This window comes from Mesorhizobium sp. B1-1-6 (assembly GCF_006443035.1).
Lineage (GTDB): Bacteria > Pseudomonadota > Alphaproteobacteria > Rhizobiales > Rhizobiaceae > Mesorhizobium.
On the sequence record NZ_VFWR01000012.1, the window covers coordinates 80,817 to 95,891 of the forward strand.

Below are 15,075 nucleotides of genomic sequence, written 5' to 3' on the forward strand. Positions count from 1 at the left end.
CATGGCAACGGTTTCCCTCCAAAAGCTGACCAAGCGCTACGGCAATGTCGGGATCGTGCACGGCATCGACCTCGACATCGCGGACCGCGAATTCATCGCGCTGGTCGGCCCCTCCGGCTGCGGCAAGTCGACGACGCTCAGGATGATCGCAGGGCTGGAAGAGATCAGTGCCGGCTCGATCGAGATCGGCGGCCGCGTCGTCAACGATTTGCCGCCGCGTTCGCGCAACATCTCGATGGTGTTCCAGTCCTACGCGCTTTATCCCCACATGACGGTGCGCGAGAACCTCGGCTTCTCCCTGAAGATTGCCGGGGCCGCCAAGGAGGATATGGAGCGCCGCGTCGCCGAAGCCTCGGCCATCCTCGGCCTCGACACGCTGCTCGACCGTCGCCCGTCGCAACTTTCCGGCGGCCAGCGCCAGCGCGTCGCCATGGGCCGCGCCATCGTACGCGATCCCGACGTGTTCCTGTTCGACGAGCCGCTTTCAAATCTCGACGCCAAACTGCGCACGCAGATGCGGACCGAAATCAAGAAGCTGCACGCCAAGGTGCGGTCGACGGTGATCTATGTCACCCATGACCAGGTCGAGGCGATGACGCTTGCCGACCGCATCGTCATCATGCGCGACGGCCATATCGAACAGGTCGGCACCCCAGACGAGGTGTTCCGACGGCCGGCGACGCGGTTCGTCGCGGGCTTCATCGGCTCGCCGCCGATGAACCTGCACGAGGCGACGATCGATGACGGCCACTTGGTTTTCGCCAGCGGCGAAAAGCTGCCATTGCCTAGCCAATTCAAAGCCAATGTCGCCAGGGGTAACAAGGTGGTGTTCGGGTTGCGGCCCGACGACATCTACCCGACCGGCCATGGTATCAGTTCCGGTGGTGCGGCCGACGTCCACCAGATCGAATTGCCGATCACGGTCACCGAACCACTCGGCAACGAGACGCTGGTGTTCGTCGAGTTCAATGGCGCAGACTGGGTTTCGCGCATGCTGAACCCAAGAGCTTTGAGATCGGGCGAGCGGGTGGCCATGAGCCTCGACCTGTCGCAGGCGCATCTGTTTGCCGCCGACACCGGAAAGTCATTGCGGAGCTGACGACATGGCCAAGATCGAGAAGATAGAACTGCGGATGGTGGACCTTGTGCCCAAGGTCAAGCGCACCGACGCGATCCAGAGTTTCGTCAGCCAGGAAACGCCTCTCGTCACGATCACCGATTCCGACGGCGCCGTCGGCACCGGCTACAGCTACACGATCGGCACCGGCGGCTCGTCCGTGATGCGGCTCTTGTCCGACCATCTGGCGCCGCGCCTGATCGGCCGCGACCCCGACATGATCGAGGCGATCTGGCACGATCTCGAATTCGCCACGCACGCCACCACGATCGGCGCGATCACGGCCATCGCGATCGCGGCGATCGACACCGCGCTTTGGGACCTGCGGGCGAAGAAGCAGGGCCTGCCTCTGTGGAAGCTGGCGGGCGGCGCCAAGGACCGCTGCCCGCTCTACACGACGGAGGGCGGCTGGCTGCACATCGAGACGCAGGCGCTGGTCGATGACGCGCTGGCCGCGAAGGCCAAGGGATTTCGCGGCTCGAAGGTGAAGATCGGCAAACCGCACGGATCGGAAGATCTGGCGCGGCTGGCGGCGGTGCGCAAGGCGGTGGGCGACGGCTACGAGATCATGACCGACGCCAATCAGGGATTCTCCGTCGACGAAGCGATCCGCCGCGCAGCGAGGCTGCGTGAACTCGATCTCGCCTGGATCGAGGAGCCGCTGCCGGCCGACGACATCGATGGCCATGTGCGACTGTCGAATTCGACGCAGACGCCGATTGCCATCGGCGAGTCGCTCTATTCCATCAGGCATTTCCGCGAATACATGCAGAAAGGCGCCTGTTCGATCGTGCAAGTCGACGTCGGCCGCATTGGCGGCATCACGCCCTGGCTAAAAGTGGCGCATGCGGCAGAGGCCTTCGACATCCCGGTCTGCCCGCATTTCCTGATGGAATTGCATGTCAGCCTCACCTGCGCTGTTCAGAACGGCCGGTATGTCGAGTACATTCCGCAGCTTGACCAGTTGACCGGCAAGCGCATGCGCATCGAGGATGGGCACGCTCTGGCACCCGAGGAGCCCGGCATCGGCATCGATTGGGACTGGGACGCGGTCAAGGCCATGAGCATCGCCGAATTCACCACGGCGATCACGAAATAGGGGAACGAACATGCAGCGGATGGGAATGGTTCTGGGACTGAAGCCGGAAAAGGTCGAGGAATATGTGCGCCTCCATGCCGCCGTCTGGCCCGACGTGCTGACCATGATCTCGGCTTGCAACATCGAGAACTATTCGATCTACCTGAAGCGGCCGGAGAACCTGCTGTTTGCCTATTTCGAATACCACGGCACCGACTATGCCGCCGACATGGCCAAGATGGCGGCAGACCCGAAGACGCAGGAATGGTGGGCCCTCTGCATGCCTTGCCAGGAGCCGCTGGCGACCCGCAAGGAGGGCGAATGGTGGGCTTCGATGGACGAGGTCTTCCATCATGACTGAAGGCGGTTTCGACCCTGCCTCACTCATCCAGTCCTGGCCCAAGCCTACAAAGCCCCGGCCGATCGTCACCTTCGGCGCAGGTTCGATTGTCGGCGACGCCCATTTTCCCGCCTACCGGAAGGCCGAGTTTCCGATTGCCGGCCTCTATGATCCGGACCAGGCCAAGGCGCGGACCCTGGCCGAGAAATGGGGTGTCACCGCATTCCGCTCCGTGGAAGAAGCCGCCGGAATCAACGATGCGATCTTCGATCTGGCGACACCGCCCAGTCGGCATGCCGAGATCCTGAAGGCGCTTCCCGAGGAGGCGGTCGCGCTGATCCAGAAGCCGATGGGCAACTATCTCGGCGAGGCAACCGAAATCCTCGAGATCTGCCGCGCCAGGAAGCTCAAGGCCGCGGTGAATTTCCAATTGCGTTTCGCGCCGATGATGCTGGCGCTCAAGGATGCCATCGCCAAGGGATGGCTCGGCGAGGTCGTCGACTTCGACGCCTGGCTGGCGCTGGCGACACCTTGGGAGTTGTGGGAATTCCTGCTCAAGGCGCCGCGTGTCGAGATCGCGATGCATTCGATCCACTATCTGGACCTCGTCAGACAATTGCTGGGCGACCCCAAAGGGGTGCACGCCAAGACGCTCGGCCATCCCAACCATACGGTGGCGCAGACGCGCACCAGCGCCATCCTCGACTATGGCGACACCGTGCGCTGCGCGCTGTCGATCAACCATGACCACAAGTTCGGGCGCCGGCACCAGGCCTGCGAATTCCGCATCTGCGGCACCGAGGGCGCGGCCTATCTCAAACTCGGCCTCAACCTCGACTATCCCCGCGGCGAACCGGACGTCCTGGAAATATACCCGAAAGGCGGGACGGATTGGATTGCCGTGCCACTCGCTGGCGAATGGTTCCCCGATGCCTTTGTCGGGCGCATGGCCAATGTCCAGCGCTTTGCTTGCGGGGAAGACGACGAGCTGGTCAGCTCGGTCGAGGACGCCTGGAGCACGATGGCGCTGGTGGAAGCCGCCTATAAATCGAGCGCAGCGCCGGCGACGCCACTGGCCGAAAAGCCGTAAGGCAGGACATGGAACAGATAATTTATTTCGAAGACTACGAGATCGGCTCCTCGCGGCTGACCAGCGGCCGCACCATTACCGAGACCGACTTCATCGTCCATGCCGGACACACCGGCGATTTCTTCCCACACCACATGGACGCCGAGTTCATGAAGACGACGCCGTTCGGTCAGCGCATCGCGCACGGCACGCTGGTGTTCTCGGTCGGCATCGGACTGACGGCAAGCGTCGTCAATCCCGTTGCCTTCTCCTATGGCTATGATCGGCTGCGTTTCATCAAGCCGGTGTTCATCGGCGACACGATCCGCACGCGCACCACCATCGCGGCCAAGGAGGACGATCCGAAGCGGCCGGCCGCGGGCCGGGTCATCGAACGCTGCGAGGTGATCAACCAGCGCGACGAAGTTGTGTTGGCCGCGGATCACATCTACATCGTCGAACGCAAACCCGGCTGAGGCAGCGCTACGATCCCGTGGCGCGGGCGGTGATGCGCTCCAGACCGAGCAGCAGCGCCAGGGTCGCCACCACCAGGATCATGGTGAGCGCTGCTCCCGCAAAGATGTCGCCTCGGTCGGTGAGGCTGAAGATCGACACCGGCAGCGTCACCCAACCCGGCGGATAGACCATCACGGTGGCGCCGAGTTCACCCATCGACAGTGCGAAGCTGAGCCCGAACGCTGCGACCAGATAGGGTGCGAGCAGAGGCAAGGTGACGTGCCAGAGGCGGTAGGCCGGCCGCGCGCCGAGGCTCGATGCCACCTGCTCGAAGTCGGGCGAGAGCCGCGCCAGTCCGGCCGACACATTGCCGAAGGTGAAGGCCGATATCAGCACGAAATGCGCGATCATGACGATCGCGATCGTACCGTTGAGCAGCAGCGGCGGATGGCTGAAGGCGACCAGCAGGCCAAGGCCGACGGAGACCGAAGGCACGGCGCTGGGGACGAAGAACAACAGGCCCAGCAGGCGCCGCAGCGCATGCCCCTGGACCCGCAGCGACAGCGCCGCCCAGGTGCCGCTGACCAGCGCCAGCGCGCTGGCTGCAAAACCGGTGAGAAGGCTCGCCTTGACCGCATCGCCGGCCGCGCCATGCAAGACGTCGCTGTAGTGTTCCGTCGTCAGGCTGCTCGGCAGCACCCCGTTCCACTGGCCGGCAAGGCTGGACAGGAGAATGACCGCAAGCGGCGCCAGGAACAGCACACCGAAGATCAGCGCGAAGAGGAGCCACAGAACGAGGCGACCGGAGCGGGACCAAACCAGCATGGCTAGACCCCCAGCCGGCCGGCTGCGAAACGATAGAGCCCGAACAGGCCGAGCGACAGCGCGATGTTGATCAGGGCGATGATGCAGGCGACCTGATAGGCCGATTCCTGGATCGCCTTGCCATAGATCAGCAGCGGCAGCGTGATGACCCCCTTGGCGCCGATGAACAGCACGATGCCGAACTCGTTGACGGTGAGCAGCAGGCAGAGGCTCCCGCCGGCAATGAGTGCCGGAATGGCGGCCGGCAGGATGATTTGGCGCACGATGCGGAACGACCGCGCGCCGAGCACGCTTGCCGCTTCGATCTGGCCGCGGTCCACCAGCGAGAAGGCGGCAAGCAGCGGCCGTAGGATGAACGGCGTGTAGACAGTGACCTCGGCCAGCACCACGCCCCAGCTCGAATAGAGGAAATCGACGGGCGGCGACGGCAGTGAAAAGGTCTCCATCAGCCCTGCGTTGAGCATGCCTGCGGAGCCGTAGAGAAAGGTGAAGGCGAGCGTCACCAGGAAGGTCGGCAATGCGATGAAGGTGTCGATCAGCCTGGCAATGAAGCCGCTGCCGGGGAACGGAACGAAGGCCAGGATCAGTGCCAGCACGAGACCGACGATCAGGCACCCGGCAGTCGCGGTAACCGAAATCGTCACCGTGTTGATCAGCGCGTTGAGGAAGAAGCGCGAATGCAGGACGCGGATCACTTCGGCGACATTGGCAACGCCGCTGTCGTCCAGGAAGGCCTGCCGGGCGATGAGCGCCAGCGGATAGAAGAACAGCAGGGCCAGGAGTGCGGCCGGCGGCACGATCCAGAATCTGCCAGGCTCTCTCCTGACCGCTGGCGAGGCGATAGCGACAGCCTCAGACACCGGCGTCTTCCGGAACGAGCGAGGTGTCGGTGGGCGCGAAGAACAGCGGCACCTTGGCGCCGGGTTCCGGCAGGGCCATCGGCAGTCTCGTCGCCGAGACGCGCACCGTCGTGCCGTCGACATCGAGCACGAGATGGGTGAGTTCGCCTTGCCAGTGCACCTCCAGGAGCGTGCCGACAATGCGATTGGTATGGTCGCCATCGGCCGTCAGGCTGAGGTGCTGGGGCCTGATACAAAGCAGGCTCTTGTCGCCGGCCTTCTCGTCACGGCCGGTGCCCATCAGCACCGCGTCGCCATGCCTTGCCGCGGCAAAACCCTTGGAGCCGGCAGCCTCGGCAATGGTGACCGGCAGTAGATTGGCGCGGCCGAGGAACTCGGCGGTGAAGCGGTTGGGCGGGCGGCGGTAGAGCTCGGTCGTCGGTCCATGCGAACAGACCGAGCCGTCGCGCATGATGGCGATCTTGTCGGCGAGGGTGAGCGCCTCTGTCTGGTCGTGAGTGACATAGAGGATCGTCAGGCCCGGCAGGCTGCGGTGCAGCCTGGCGATCTCCTCGACCATATTGCGGCGGATCTGTGCGTCCAGCGCCGAAAGCGGCTCGTCAAGCAGCAGCACGCGGGGCCGCACGGCAAGAGCGCGCGCAATCGCGACACGCTGCTGCTGGCCGCCGGAAAGCTCGCGCGGATAGCGTCCTGCATAGGCAGCCATGCCGACGGTACCGAGTGCATCCTTGACCCGCTCGGCGATCAGCGCCTTGTCGGCTCCCTGAGCCCTGAGGCCGAAGGCGACGTTGTCCTCGACCCGCATATGCGGAAACAGCGCGTAGTTTTGAACCACCATGCCGAGCCCGCGCTCATAAGGCGGCAGATCGGTCACATCCGTCGCGCCAATGCGGATTCGTCCGCTTCTCGGCCGCACGAAGCCGGCCACCGCCCGCAAGGCGGTGGTCTTGCCGGAGCCGGATGGGCCGATCATCGCCAGGATCTCGCCGGGAGCAATATCCAGGGTCAGCGGATGCAAGACGACGTGAGCGCCATAGGCGACAACAACCTTGTCGAAATGGACGTTGGAGCCGGCGCCGCGAACCTTCGCGGCGTCGATGTCCATGACACTGGTCCCAGTAAAAGCGGCGGCCGACATGGCATGGTCCTCCGGATTGGCAGGGATCAACTTCCGGTCGCTTCGTTCCACCGCTTGACGTAGTCAGGCAGCTTGGCCAGAGCGTCATCCCAGTTCGGCGACCAGATGGTCAGGCCCTTCATCGCCTCTTGCGCCTTCGCGAAATTGGCGTCGTTCGGCGTCACATCCTTGCGGGCCGGCAGACCAAGAGCCACGGAACTGACCTTCGACTGAGCTTCCTTTGAGAGCAGGAAGTCGATCAGCTTCTTGCCGTTGTCGGCATTGGGCGCGCCGGTTACCAGGCCGATCTCATAGGGCAGCGCAAAGGTGGAGCGCACGCCGTCAGGCCCCGCCGGCCAGAACACCTTGATGTTGGGATTGTCGGCCATTTGCGACATGTTCATCTGCAAATCGCCGTTGGCGACATGCAGCTCGCCCTTGTTGACCAGCGCCGTCAGCTTGCCGGTCGAAGCGGAGGGGCCGACATTGTTGTCCTGCAATTTCCTCATGAACTCGAAACCTGCATCCTCGCCGCCGAAGGCATGGATGATCTGCAGCATGACAGCGGTGCCGTCGCCGGCCTGGCCGGGCGTCGAGTATTGGATCCTGCCCTTGAATTTCGGGTCCAGCAGATCGTCGTAGCTCTTCGGCGCTTCCGAAAGCACGGCGCTGTTGTAGATGAAGTTCATGTAGTTGTTGACCAGCGGCCGGTATTTGTCGGTGCCGCCGTCGATCTGGTCCGCCCCTTCGGGCTTGTAATCCTGCAGCAGGCCGCCGGCGGCGGCGCGCTGCACGAAGGGCGGCAATGTCACCAGCACGTCCGCTTGCGGGTTCGACTTCTCCTTGGCGACACGCTCAACGACACCGCCCGAACCAGCCTCGATATACTGCACTTTTATGCCGGTGGCCTTGGTGAAGGCGGCGAACTCGGTTTCGAACCAGCTGCCGTTGCCGTCATGCAGGCCATCGGCGGAGTAGATGGTGACGACGCCATCTGCCATCGCCGGTCCGATGAGGGCAGCCGACGCCAGCAACGCGGCGAAAGCCGCGACCGTGGTTGCGTTGCGTGATTTCATGTCCAGTTCCCCTTTTTGATTGATGGCACATTCTGCGATGCACTGTGGCGACGGCGCCGGCTGCTTCTGCTTCTGCTTCTGCTTCTGCTTCGATTAGTACCGGCAGCGTCGTCGTTAGGACAACTCTGGGGATTGGGAATCGATAAGTAAAATCTATTTATTTTATGACAGGCAAACTTCATCTGATAGTTGTCATGGAACCGTCGCAGTCATGTCGCGAACATATTTCGGCCTGCTCAGGGCAGGCCGTCGAAGCGTTTGAGCAGGTGATGATCAGACGAATGAAACGCCAGAAGTCTGCGCCCGCAACCGCGGGTCGGACGAGCGCACGATCACCGGCCGGCCGTCGAGAATCTCAAAGCAGCGCGCGAGCGTGTCGTCCTCGAGCCGGCGCATCGCCTGATGCGTAAAGAAGGTGAGGTGCGGGAACAGGATGACGTCGTCGCGGCCGAAAAGCGCGCCCATCGGATGGCCCGACTTGGCCAGCGGCTCGACCGAATAGACGTCGAGCCCGGCGCCGCCGATGCGCTCGGAAACGATCGCCTCGACAAGGGCCGCCTCGTCGATGAGCGCGCCGCGCGAGACGTTGACGATGATGGCGGAAGGCTTGAGGCAGGCGAGTTCAGCCTTGCCGATCAGGCCGCGCGTGCTGTCGTTCAGCACGCAATGGATTGAGACGAAGTCGCAGGCGCGAAGCATTGCCTGGAGGTCGTCGGCTTTTTCGATGCCGGCGGCGCGCATCGTTTCGGCGTCGACACCGGGATCGAAGCCAAGAAGCCGCGCACGAAATCCCTGGCCGGCCATGCGCGCCATGCTGCGGCCAATTTTGCCACAACCGACGATCCCAAGCGTGGCGCCTGAAATGTCGCGTCCCAGCCAGCGCGGCTCGGGCCAGATCCAGCCATCGCGCGATACCGCCGCGGTGATGGCGGGCAGCCGCTTGGCCAGCGCGACCATCATGGCGAAAGCACCTTCGGCGACGGTTTCCTCGGCATATTCGGGCACGTTGACAACGGGGATACCGCGCCGCATGGCAGCGGGGATATCGATGGCGTCGATACCGACGCCATATTTGACGATGCCCTTCAACCTGGGCGCCGCGTCGATCACCTCCGCAGTGACTGGCGTGTAGCACATCAAGAGCAGATCGGCGTCGGCGACCGCGGCTTTGAGCTCCGCCTCGGAAATGCCGTCCGGCAGCGTCACCAGCTCGACACCCCTTGCCCGCAAGCCGGCATCGATGCCTGGACATTCGAGCTCGCGGTCGGTGCGGACGGCCTTCACGGTCAGGCCGTCAGCACGGCGCGTTCGACGATGTCGAGCGCACGGTCGAGATCGGCTTTCGAAATCACCAGCGGCGGTGACAGCGTCAGCACGTTGCCGTGGCTGACCTTGAAGCTCAGCCCCCGTTCGAGGCAGGCATAGAAGACGCGTTCGGCAAGATCGCGCGCGGGCTGGCGCGAGGTACGGTCCTCGACAAGTTCGACGCCGACCATCAGTCCCCTGCCCCTGACATCGCCGACATGGGGCGAACGCCTCATCAGATCCTGCATGCGTCCCAGCATATGCCGGCCAAGCTCGGCCGCACGCTCGACCAGTCCTTCTTCCAGGATGATATCGATCGTCGTCAGCGCCGCGCGCGTCGTCACCGGGTTCTTCTCGTGGGTGTAGTGACCGATGGCAAAACCGCCGGTGACGTCGAGATCGCGGCGGGCGATGACAGCGGCGATCGGCAGGATGCCGCCGCCGAGCGACTTGCCGAGAACGACGATGTCCGGCGTCACGCCGTCATGCTCATGGGCGAAGAATTTTCCGGTCTTGCCAAGGCCGGTCGGGATCTCGTCGAAGATCAGCAGCGTGCCGTGCCGGTCGCAGGCCTCGCGCACCCGATTCCAGAAACCGGGCGGCGGCGGGTTGGGCGTTGCCCGCATCGGCTCGGCGACGACCGCGGCCACATCCTGTTCGCGACCGAGCACATAGGCGATCATGTTGGCGCAGGCGAGCCCGGAGGCTTCCAGGGTGCCGTGGCCGTAAGGACAGCGGTAGCCGTCCCAGGGCGCGACATGTTCGGTGCCGGTCATCATCGGCCCGGCGATATGGGAACGGAAGGTCGCTTCGCCGCCGACGCTTGCGGCACCGAAGCCAGCGCCATGAAAGGCATCCCAGAACGAAACCGTCTTGAAGCGGCCGGTCGCGGCGCGCGCGATCTTCAGCGCCACCTCGATGGCGTCGGAACCGCCTGTCGTGAACAGCACCTTGCCGAGATCGCCGGGCGCCAACTCGGCCAATTTCTCGGCCAGTTCGACAGCGGGTTCGCAGGTGAAGCGGCGCGGCGCAAAACAGAGATCGTCGAGCTGTTTCTTGATCGCGGCGACCAGCTTCGGATGGCCATAGCCGAGATGGTGCACGCTGTTGCCGTGGAAATCCATGAAACGGCGGCCGGCGGTGTCCTCGATCCAGATGCCTTCGGCCTTAGCGATCGTCGAAAGACAAGGGCTGGACAGGCTCTGGTGCATGAAGGCCGAAGCGTCGCGGTTAAGCAGCCCGCGGATGCGTGGATCGTCCTGGCCGGAATCCCAGCGGCTGCGGGCCGCCGTGGTGTTGGAATCGCCCTCGGTATGCACAAGCTCTTTGATCGCGGCCATAACCATCTCCGAAACGCGAATGAGGGAGCGTGGAACGCTCCCTCGGTTGTTCTGTCAGCCGAGTCGTCCGGTCAGGACCAGGGCAGCGAAAACGTCTTCACATTGGTATAGCTCTTCATTGCCTCGATGACGCCTTCCTTGTAGCCATTGCCACTGTCCTTGATGCCGCCGAACGGCGACATCTCGATGCGGTAGCCCGGCACTTCCCAGATGTTGACGGTGCCGACCTCAAGGCCGGTGATGTATTTCTGCATGCGCGGAAACGAGTTGGTGCAGACGCCCGACGACAGGCCGAAGGCGGTCGAGTTGGAGAGCCTGATCAGCGCCTCGTCATCGTCCGGTGCGCGCACGATCGGGATGATCGGGCCGAAGGTCTCTTCCATCACCAGTTCGGATGTGTGCGGCACACGATCGACGACGATCGGCGGCAGCAGCGCGCCTTGCCGGCCCGGATTGTAGAGGATTTCGGCGCCCTGCCCGGCGGCCATGTGGACCCGGGCTTCGAAGAGTGCCGCCGCCTTCTCGTGCACGACGGTGCCAAGATCTGTCGTGCGGTCCATGGGGTCGCCGAAGCGGATCTTCCTGGCCCGCTCCAGCACCAGCGGCACGAAGCGGTCGGCGACGCTTTCCTGGACAAGGATGCGCTTGACCGCCGTGCAGCGCTGGCCGGAGTTCTTCGTGGCGCCGGCGACGGCGAGATCCGCGGCCCTGGCCAGATCGTCGTCCGAGAGATCGTTGAGGACGATCAGCGGATCGTTGCCGCCGAGCTCCAGCACCTGGCGCTTGTAGCCGGCGGTGCGGGCGATCATCTTGCCGACCGGCACGCCGCCGGTAAAGGTGATCAGGTCGATATTGTCGTTGGTGATCATCTCGTTGCCAATGTCGGCCGGCCAGCCGGTCACCACCGAGAGCATTTCCGGCGGCAGGCCGGCTTCGTAGAGGATGTCGGCCAAAAGCAGCGCCGTCATCGGCGTCAGTTCGGTCGGCTTGACCACCACGCAATTGTTGGTGGCGATCGCCGGCGCCACCTTGTGCGAGACCATGTTGAGCGGATGGTTGAACGGGGTGATCGCCGAGATCGCCTTCAGCGGCTCGCGCGTGGTGAAGATCTTGCGCGCCTTGCCGTGCGGGGTGAGATCGCAGGAGAAGATCTGGCCGTCATCCTGGATGCACATCTGCGCCGACAATGTGAACACGTCATAGGCGCGGCCGACCTCATAGAGCGAATCCGTCTTGGAGATGCCGAGCTCGAGCGTAATGAGATCAGATATTTCTTCCCGGCGCGACGCCAGTTTTTCCGCCGTGCGGAACAGGATCTGCTGGCGCTCGTAGCGCGTCAGCTTCGACCTGTAGCCGGCGGCGATCTCGAAGGCCTGGCGGGCATGCTCGGCGCGGCCGGCGGGCACGGTGCCGATAACCGCATTGGTATAGGGGTAGTGGACAGGAACGACGCCGTCGGCGTCGGCCTTGCGACCAGCTATGCGCATCGGTTCGTGGCGGACTTTGATCGAAGTATCGAGCTTGGTCATCGGTTCCGTTCCAGCAATTCGAAGGAGAAAGTGGTGCAACGGATTGTCGACCCCCACTCCGGCCCTTCGGGCCACCTCTCCCCCGATCGACGGGGGAGAGGAAATCAGGTGAGGTCGGCGCCACCACGTTTCCGGGCTAAGCCGCCGCTAGCCCTGGCGCCTTTCCTCTCCCCCGTCGATCGGGGGAGAGGTGCCGAGCGAAGCTCGGCGGAGTGGGGGTCGACAATCACGCTCGAGATCAAGCCTGCGCGGCCGCCATCGTCGCGTAGTAGAACGCGTCGAAGTTCCTCAGCACGGGCTCATCAGGCAAATCGGCCAGCACGCGGTTGACGATGAACGGCACCTCCTGCTCGGTCAGCCCTCCATGCGAGCGCAGCGGCTCGTTGAGGGCTGCCAGGTCGTGGCGGTGTTCCGAGGTGCCGATCGTCTTGTTCTGCGTCGAGATCAGCACGATGTCGCCGATGCGGTCGGCCGGCAGTTCGAAACGCTCGCAGGCGGTCGGGCTGTCGACAACCAACATGATGCCGTCGATCTTCGCCAGCCGCGCCATGATGTCGGCCTGATCGGCGCCGTCAGGAAGGTAGGCGGTGGCGAACGAGCCCAGCGCGCCGTGATGCACGACATAGGGATCTGTGATCGGCAGGATGACGCGCGCGGCATCCTTGCCCAGCCATTCGTCGAGCAGGTCCTGGACATAGACGACGTCAGGCGAACCATCCTGCTTGTGCTTGGGCTTCATGCCGTGGTCGGCGGTCACCACGATTGCCGCGCCCAGCGCATCAAGCTCGGCCAGGTACTTGTCGAACATCTCGTAGAAGGCGTTGGCCTGCGGCACGCCGGGTGCGTATTTGTGCTGCACATAGTCGGTGGTGGTCAGATACATGATGTCGGGGCGGAATTCCTTCAGCAGCTGGACGCCGGCGGCGAAGACGAATTCCGACAGTTCGGCCGAATAGACTTCCGGTACCGGCAGTCCAAAATGCTTCGAGGCATTGTCGATGCCGTGCTCGGCCTTGGTGGTGGTGTCGGATTTTTCCGCCGAGAAGCACAGCGCGCGGCCGTCGTCGAAGGCGAGGCCCTTGCCGAGCAGTGCACGCAATTTGTCCTTGGCGGTGACCACGGCGACCTTGGCGCCGGCGTCGTAGAAGGCTTGAAAAATGGTGGGCGCGCGCAGGAAGCGCGGGTCGTTCATCATCACTTCCTTGCCGGTTTCGCGCTCGTAGAGGTAGTTGCCGCAAATGCCGTGCACCGACGGCGGGCGGCCTGTGGCGATCGACAGATTGTTGGGGTTGGTGAAGCTCGGAATGACAGAATGCGCAAAACGCACCGTGCCTTTCTGCTTGATCTTCTCCAGCGCCGGCATCAGCCCGGCCTTGATGGCTTCGTCGAGATAGGCCGGCTCGCAGCCATCGAGGCAGATGGCGATGGCCGGCACACGTGGCCAGGCGTAGGTGCGGCCGTTGACCGCGACGTTGATGGGAGACATCTGGTTCATCGAAATCCTCAAAAATTCTGCCGCTTCAGGCGGCGAGTTTGGCGCGCTCGGCGATTGCCGCGGCGGGAGGAGCGGCGGTGTCGACGTTCATCTCCTTCAGCGACTGCGCCGCCGCCTCTACGACGCGGCGCATGACATGTTCGTCCATCTGGCCGATGCAGCCGATACGGAAGCTATCGACGACGGTCAGCTTGCCCGGATAGATGATGAAGCCCTTGTCCTTCATCAGCTCGTAGAAGCGGTCGAAGGCGAAGTTGGCGTGGGCCGGGTTGAAGAAGGTGACGATGATCGGCGACAGCCAGCGATCCCTGAGCAAAGTCTCGAAGCCGAGCTCGCGCATGCCGGCCACCATCACGTCGCGGTTCCTGGTGTAGCGGGCGCCGCGGCCGGCAACACCGCCCTCGGCCTCGTGCTGGCGAAGCGCTTCAAGGAAGGCGGCGACGACATGGGTCGGCGGAGTGTAGCGCCACTGCCCGGTCTTGTTCATATGCGCCCACTGCGCATGGACGTCGAGCGACAGCGAATGGCTGCGGCCCTTGGCGGCTTCCAATTCGCTCTTGCGGGCGATGATGAAGCCGAAGCCCGGCACGCCCTCGATGCACTTGTTGGCGGACGAGACCATCGCCTCGTAGCGGATCTCGTTCACGTCGAGCGCGATGGCGCCGAAGGCGCTCATGGAATCGACCAGCAGCTTGCGGCCCTTGGCATGGACGGCTTCGGCAATCTCGGCGACGGGGTTGAGGATGCCGGAACTGGTCTCGCAATGGATGGCGATCACATGCGTGATGGCAGGATCGGCCTCGAGGGCGGCGGCCACCTCGTCGCCGCGCGGCGGCAGGTAGTCGCCCTTGTCGATCAGCGTATAGGCGCGGCCGAGATACTGCATGGTCTGGGCCGCGCGCAGGCCGTAGGCGCCATTGGCCAGGACCAGAACCTTGCCGTCCTTCGGCACGAACGAACCCAGCATCGCCTCGACGCAGAAGGAGCCGCTGCCTTGCATCGGCACACAGTCGAATTCGCCTTTCGCATCGCCGGTCAGCGCCAGCAGGCGGCGGCGCATGTCTGACGTCATGGCGCGGAAATCGCCGTCCCAGGATCCCCAGTCGCGCAGCATCGCCTGCTTGACCGGATAGGAGGTGGTGAGCGGCCCGGGCGTCAGCAGGTATGGCTCGCCCAGCGCCGGACCGGCCAACGGCTCCGCGGCAAATTTCGTCTCGGCGAGCATAGTGTCCTCCGCTGCTTTTTATGTGGGGCCATTCTTGGCTGGAACGACGTATTTGTAAAATCGTTATTTTGTATTGATGTATAAGCTAACCCGATGATCTGGCTTGCAGTCGAATTATTGCCCGGCGGGATAATCGCGCCTCCAGCCGAGCGCAGCCTGCGTGGTATCCATGACACGTGCGTGACCGTGGGCGATCCTCCCCAGATATAAGAAGAATCGTTCCTTCATGCCTTTTTGCCTGCG

The 15,075-nt window shown here is 63.7% G+C and carries 14 protein-coding genes; 5 read left to right on the forward strand and 9 right to left on the reverse strand.

What is annotated here, in order from left to right; translation table 11 throughout:
- The first annotated feature begins 1 nt into the window (after window position 1).
- From ugpC to FJ979_RS23135, 5 genes are read left to right on the forward strand one after another with little or no spacing between them, the layout of a single operon-like run.
- The gene (ugpC, locus tag FJ979_RS23115) at window positions 2-1,099 is read left to right on the forward strand and encodes a sn-glycerol-3-phosphate ABC transporter ATP-binding protein UgpC (RefSeq protein ID WP_140520949.1); all 1,098 of its coding nucleotides are present in this window, start codon (window positions 2-4) and stop codon (window positions 1,097-1,099) included.
- Between the two features lie 4 nt (window positions 1,100-1,103).
- The gene (locus FJ979_RS23120) at window positions 1,104-2,216 is read left to right on the forward strand and encodes a mandelate racemase/muconate lactonizing enzyme family protein (protein ID WP_140583893.1); all 1,113 of its coding nucleotides are present in this window, start codon (window positions 1,104-1,106) and stop codon (window positions 2,214-2,216) included.
- A 10-nt stretch (window positions 2,217-2,226) separates the two neighbouring features.
- On the forward strand, window positions 2,227-2,556 hold the full coding sequence (locus FJ979_RS23125) for an L-rhamnose mutarotase (protein ID WP_140497605.1): 330 nt from the start codon (window positions 2,227-2,229) through the stop codon (window positions 2,554-2,556).
- Window positions 2,549-3,625, forward strand: a complete 1,077-nt coding sequence (locus FJ979_RS23130) for a Gfo/Idh/MocA family oxidoreductase (RefSeq protein WP_140555600.1) — start codon at window positions 2,549-2,551, stop codon at window positions 3,623-3,625. The genes FJ979_RS23125 and FJ979_RS23130 overlap by 8 nt, the downstream gene beginning before the upstream one ends.
- Window positions 3,626-3,633: 8 nt before the next feature.
- Window positions 3,634-4,080, forward strand: a complete 447-nt coding sequence (locus FJ979_RS23135) for a MaoC/PaaZ C-terminal domain-containing protein (protein ID WP_140551264.1) — start codon at window positions 3,634-3,636, stop codon at window positions 4,078-4,080.
- Window positions 4,081-4,087: 7 nt separating this feature from the next.
- Here the strand turns inward: FJ979_RS23135 and FJ979_RS23140 are convergent, their stop codons facing one another.
- From FJ979_RS23140 to FJ979_RS23180, 9 genes are all read right to left on the reverse strand, one after another.
- Window positions 4,088-4,885 carry an ABC transporter permease subunit gene (locus tag FJ979_RS23140; RefSeq protein WP_140497599.1) on the reverse strand — a complete coding sequence of 266 codons (798 nt, stop codon included), beginning with the start codon at window positions 4,883-4,885 and terminating at the stop codon, window positions 4,088-4,090.
- A gap of 2 nt (window positions 4,886-4,887) precedes the next feature.
- Window positions 4,888-5,745 carry a 2-aminoethylphosphonate ABC transporter permease subunit gene (locus tag FJ979_RS23145; protein ID WP_140497597.1) on the reverse strand — a complete coding sequence of 286 codons (858 nt, stop codon included), beginning with the start codon at window positions 5,743-5,745 and terminating at the stop codon, window positions 4,888-4,890.
- Window positions 5,738-6,850, reverse strand: coding sequence for an ATP-binding cassette domain-containing protein (locus FJ979_RS23150; RefSeq protein ID WP_224646565.1), 1,113 nt, complete (start codon window positions 6,848-6,850; stop codon window positions 5,738-5,740). Before FJ979_RS23150 ends, FJ979_RS23145 begins: the two co-directional genes overlap by 8 nt.
- Before the next feature lie 59 nt (window positions 6,851-6,909).
- Window positions 6,910-7,938 (reverse strand): 2-aminoethylphosphonate ABC transporter substrate-binding protein, encoded by a 1,029-nt coding sequence (locus FJ979_RS23155; RefSeq protein ID WP_140583895.1) that lies wholly within the window; start codon window positions 7,936-7,938, stop codon window positions 6,910-6,912.
- Between the two features lie 273 nt (window positions 7,939-8,211).
- The gene (locus FJ979_RS23160; RefSeq protein ID WP_140497591.1) at window positions 8,212-9,222 is read right to left on the reverse strand and encodes an NAD(P)-dependent oxidoreductase; all 1,011 of its coding nucleotides are present in this window, start codon (window positions 9,220-9,222) and stop codon (window positions 8,212-8,214) included.
- Between the two features lie 2 nt (window positions 9,223-9,224).
- Window positions 9,225-10,583, reverse strand: a complete 1,359-nt coding sequence (locus FJ979_RS23165) for an aspartate aminotransferase family protein (protein ID WP_140583897.1) — start codon at window positions 10,581-10,583, stop codon at window positions 9,225-9,227.
- A gap of 71 nt (window positions 10,584-10,654) precedes the next feature.
- Window positions 10,655-12,112, reverse strand: coding sequence for a phosphonoacetaldehyde dehydrogenase (phnY, locus tag FJ979_RS23170; protein WP_140583899.1), 1,458 nt, complete (start codon window positions 12,110-12,112; stop codon window positions 10,655-10,657).
- A gap of 238 nt (window positions 12,113-12,350) precedes the next feature.
- On the reverse strand, window positions 12,351-13,607 hold the full coding sequence (gene phnA / locus FJ979_RS23175) for a phosphonoacetate hydrolase (protein ID WP_140583901.1): 1,257 nt from the start codon (window positions 13,605-13,607) through the stop codon (window positions 12,351-12,353).
- A gap of 25 nt (window positions 13,608-13,632) precedes the next feature.
- The gene (locus FJ979_RS23180) at window positions 13,633-14,832 is read right to left on the reverse strand and encodes a 2-aminoethylphosphonate--pyruvate transaminase (RefSeq protein ID WP_140583903.1); all 1,200 of its coding nucleotides are present in this window, start codon (window positions 14,830-14,832) and stop codon (window positions 13,633-13,635) included.
- Window positions 14,833-15,075: the final 243 nt, after the last annotated feature.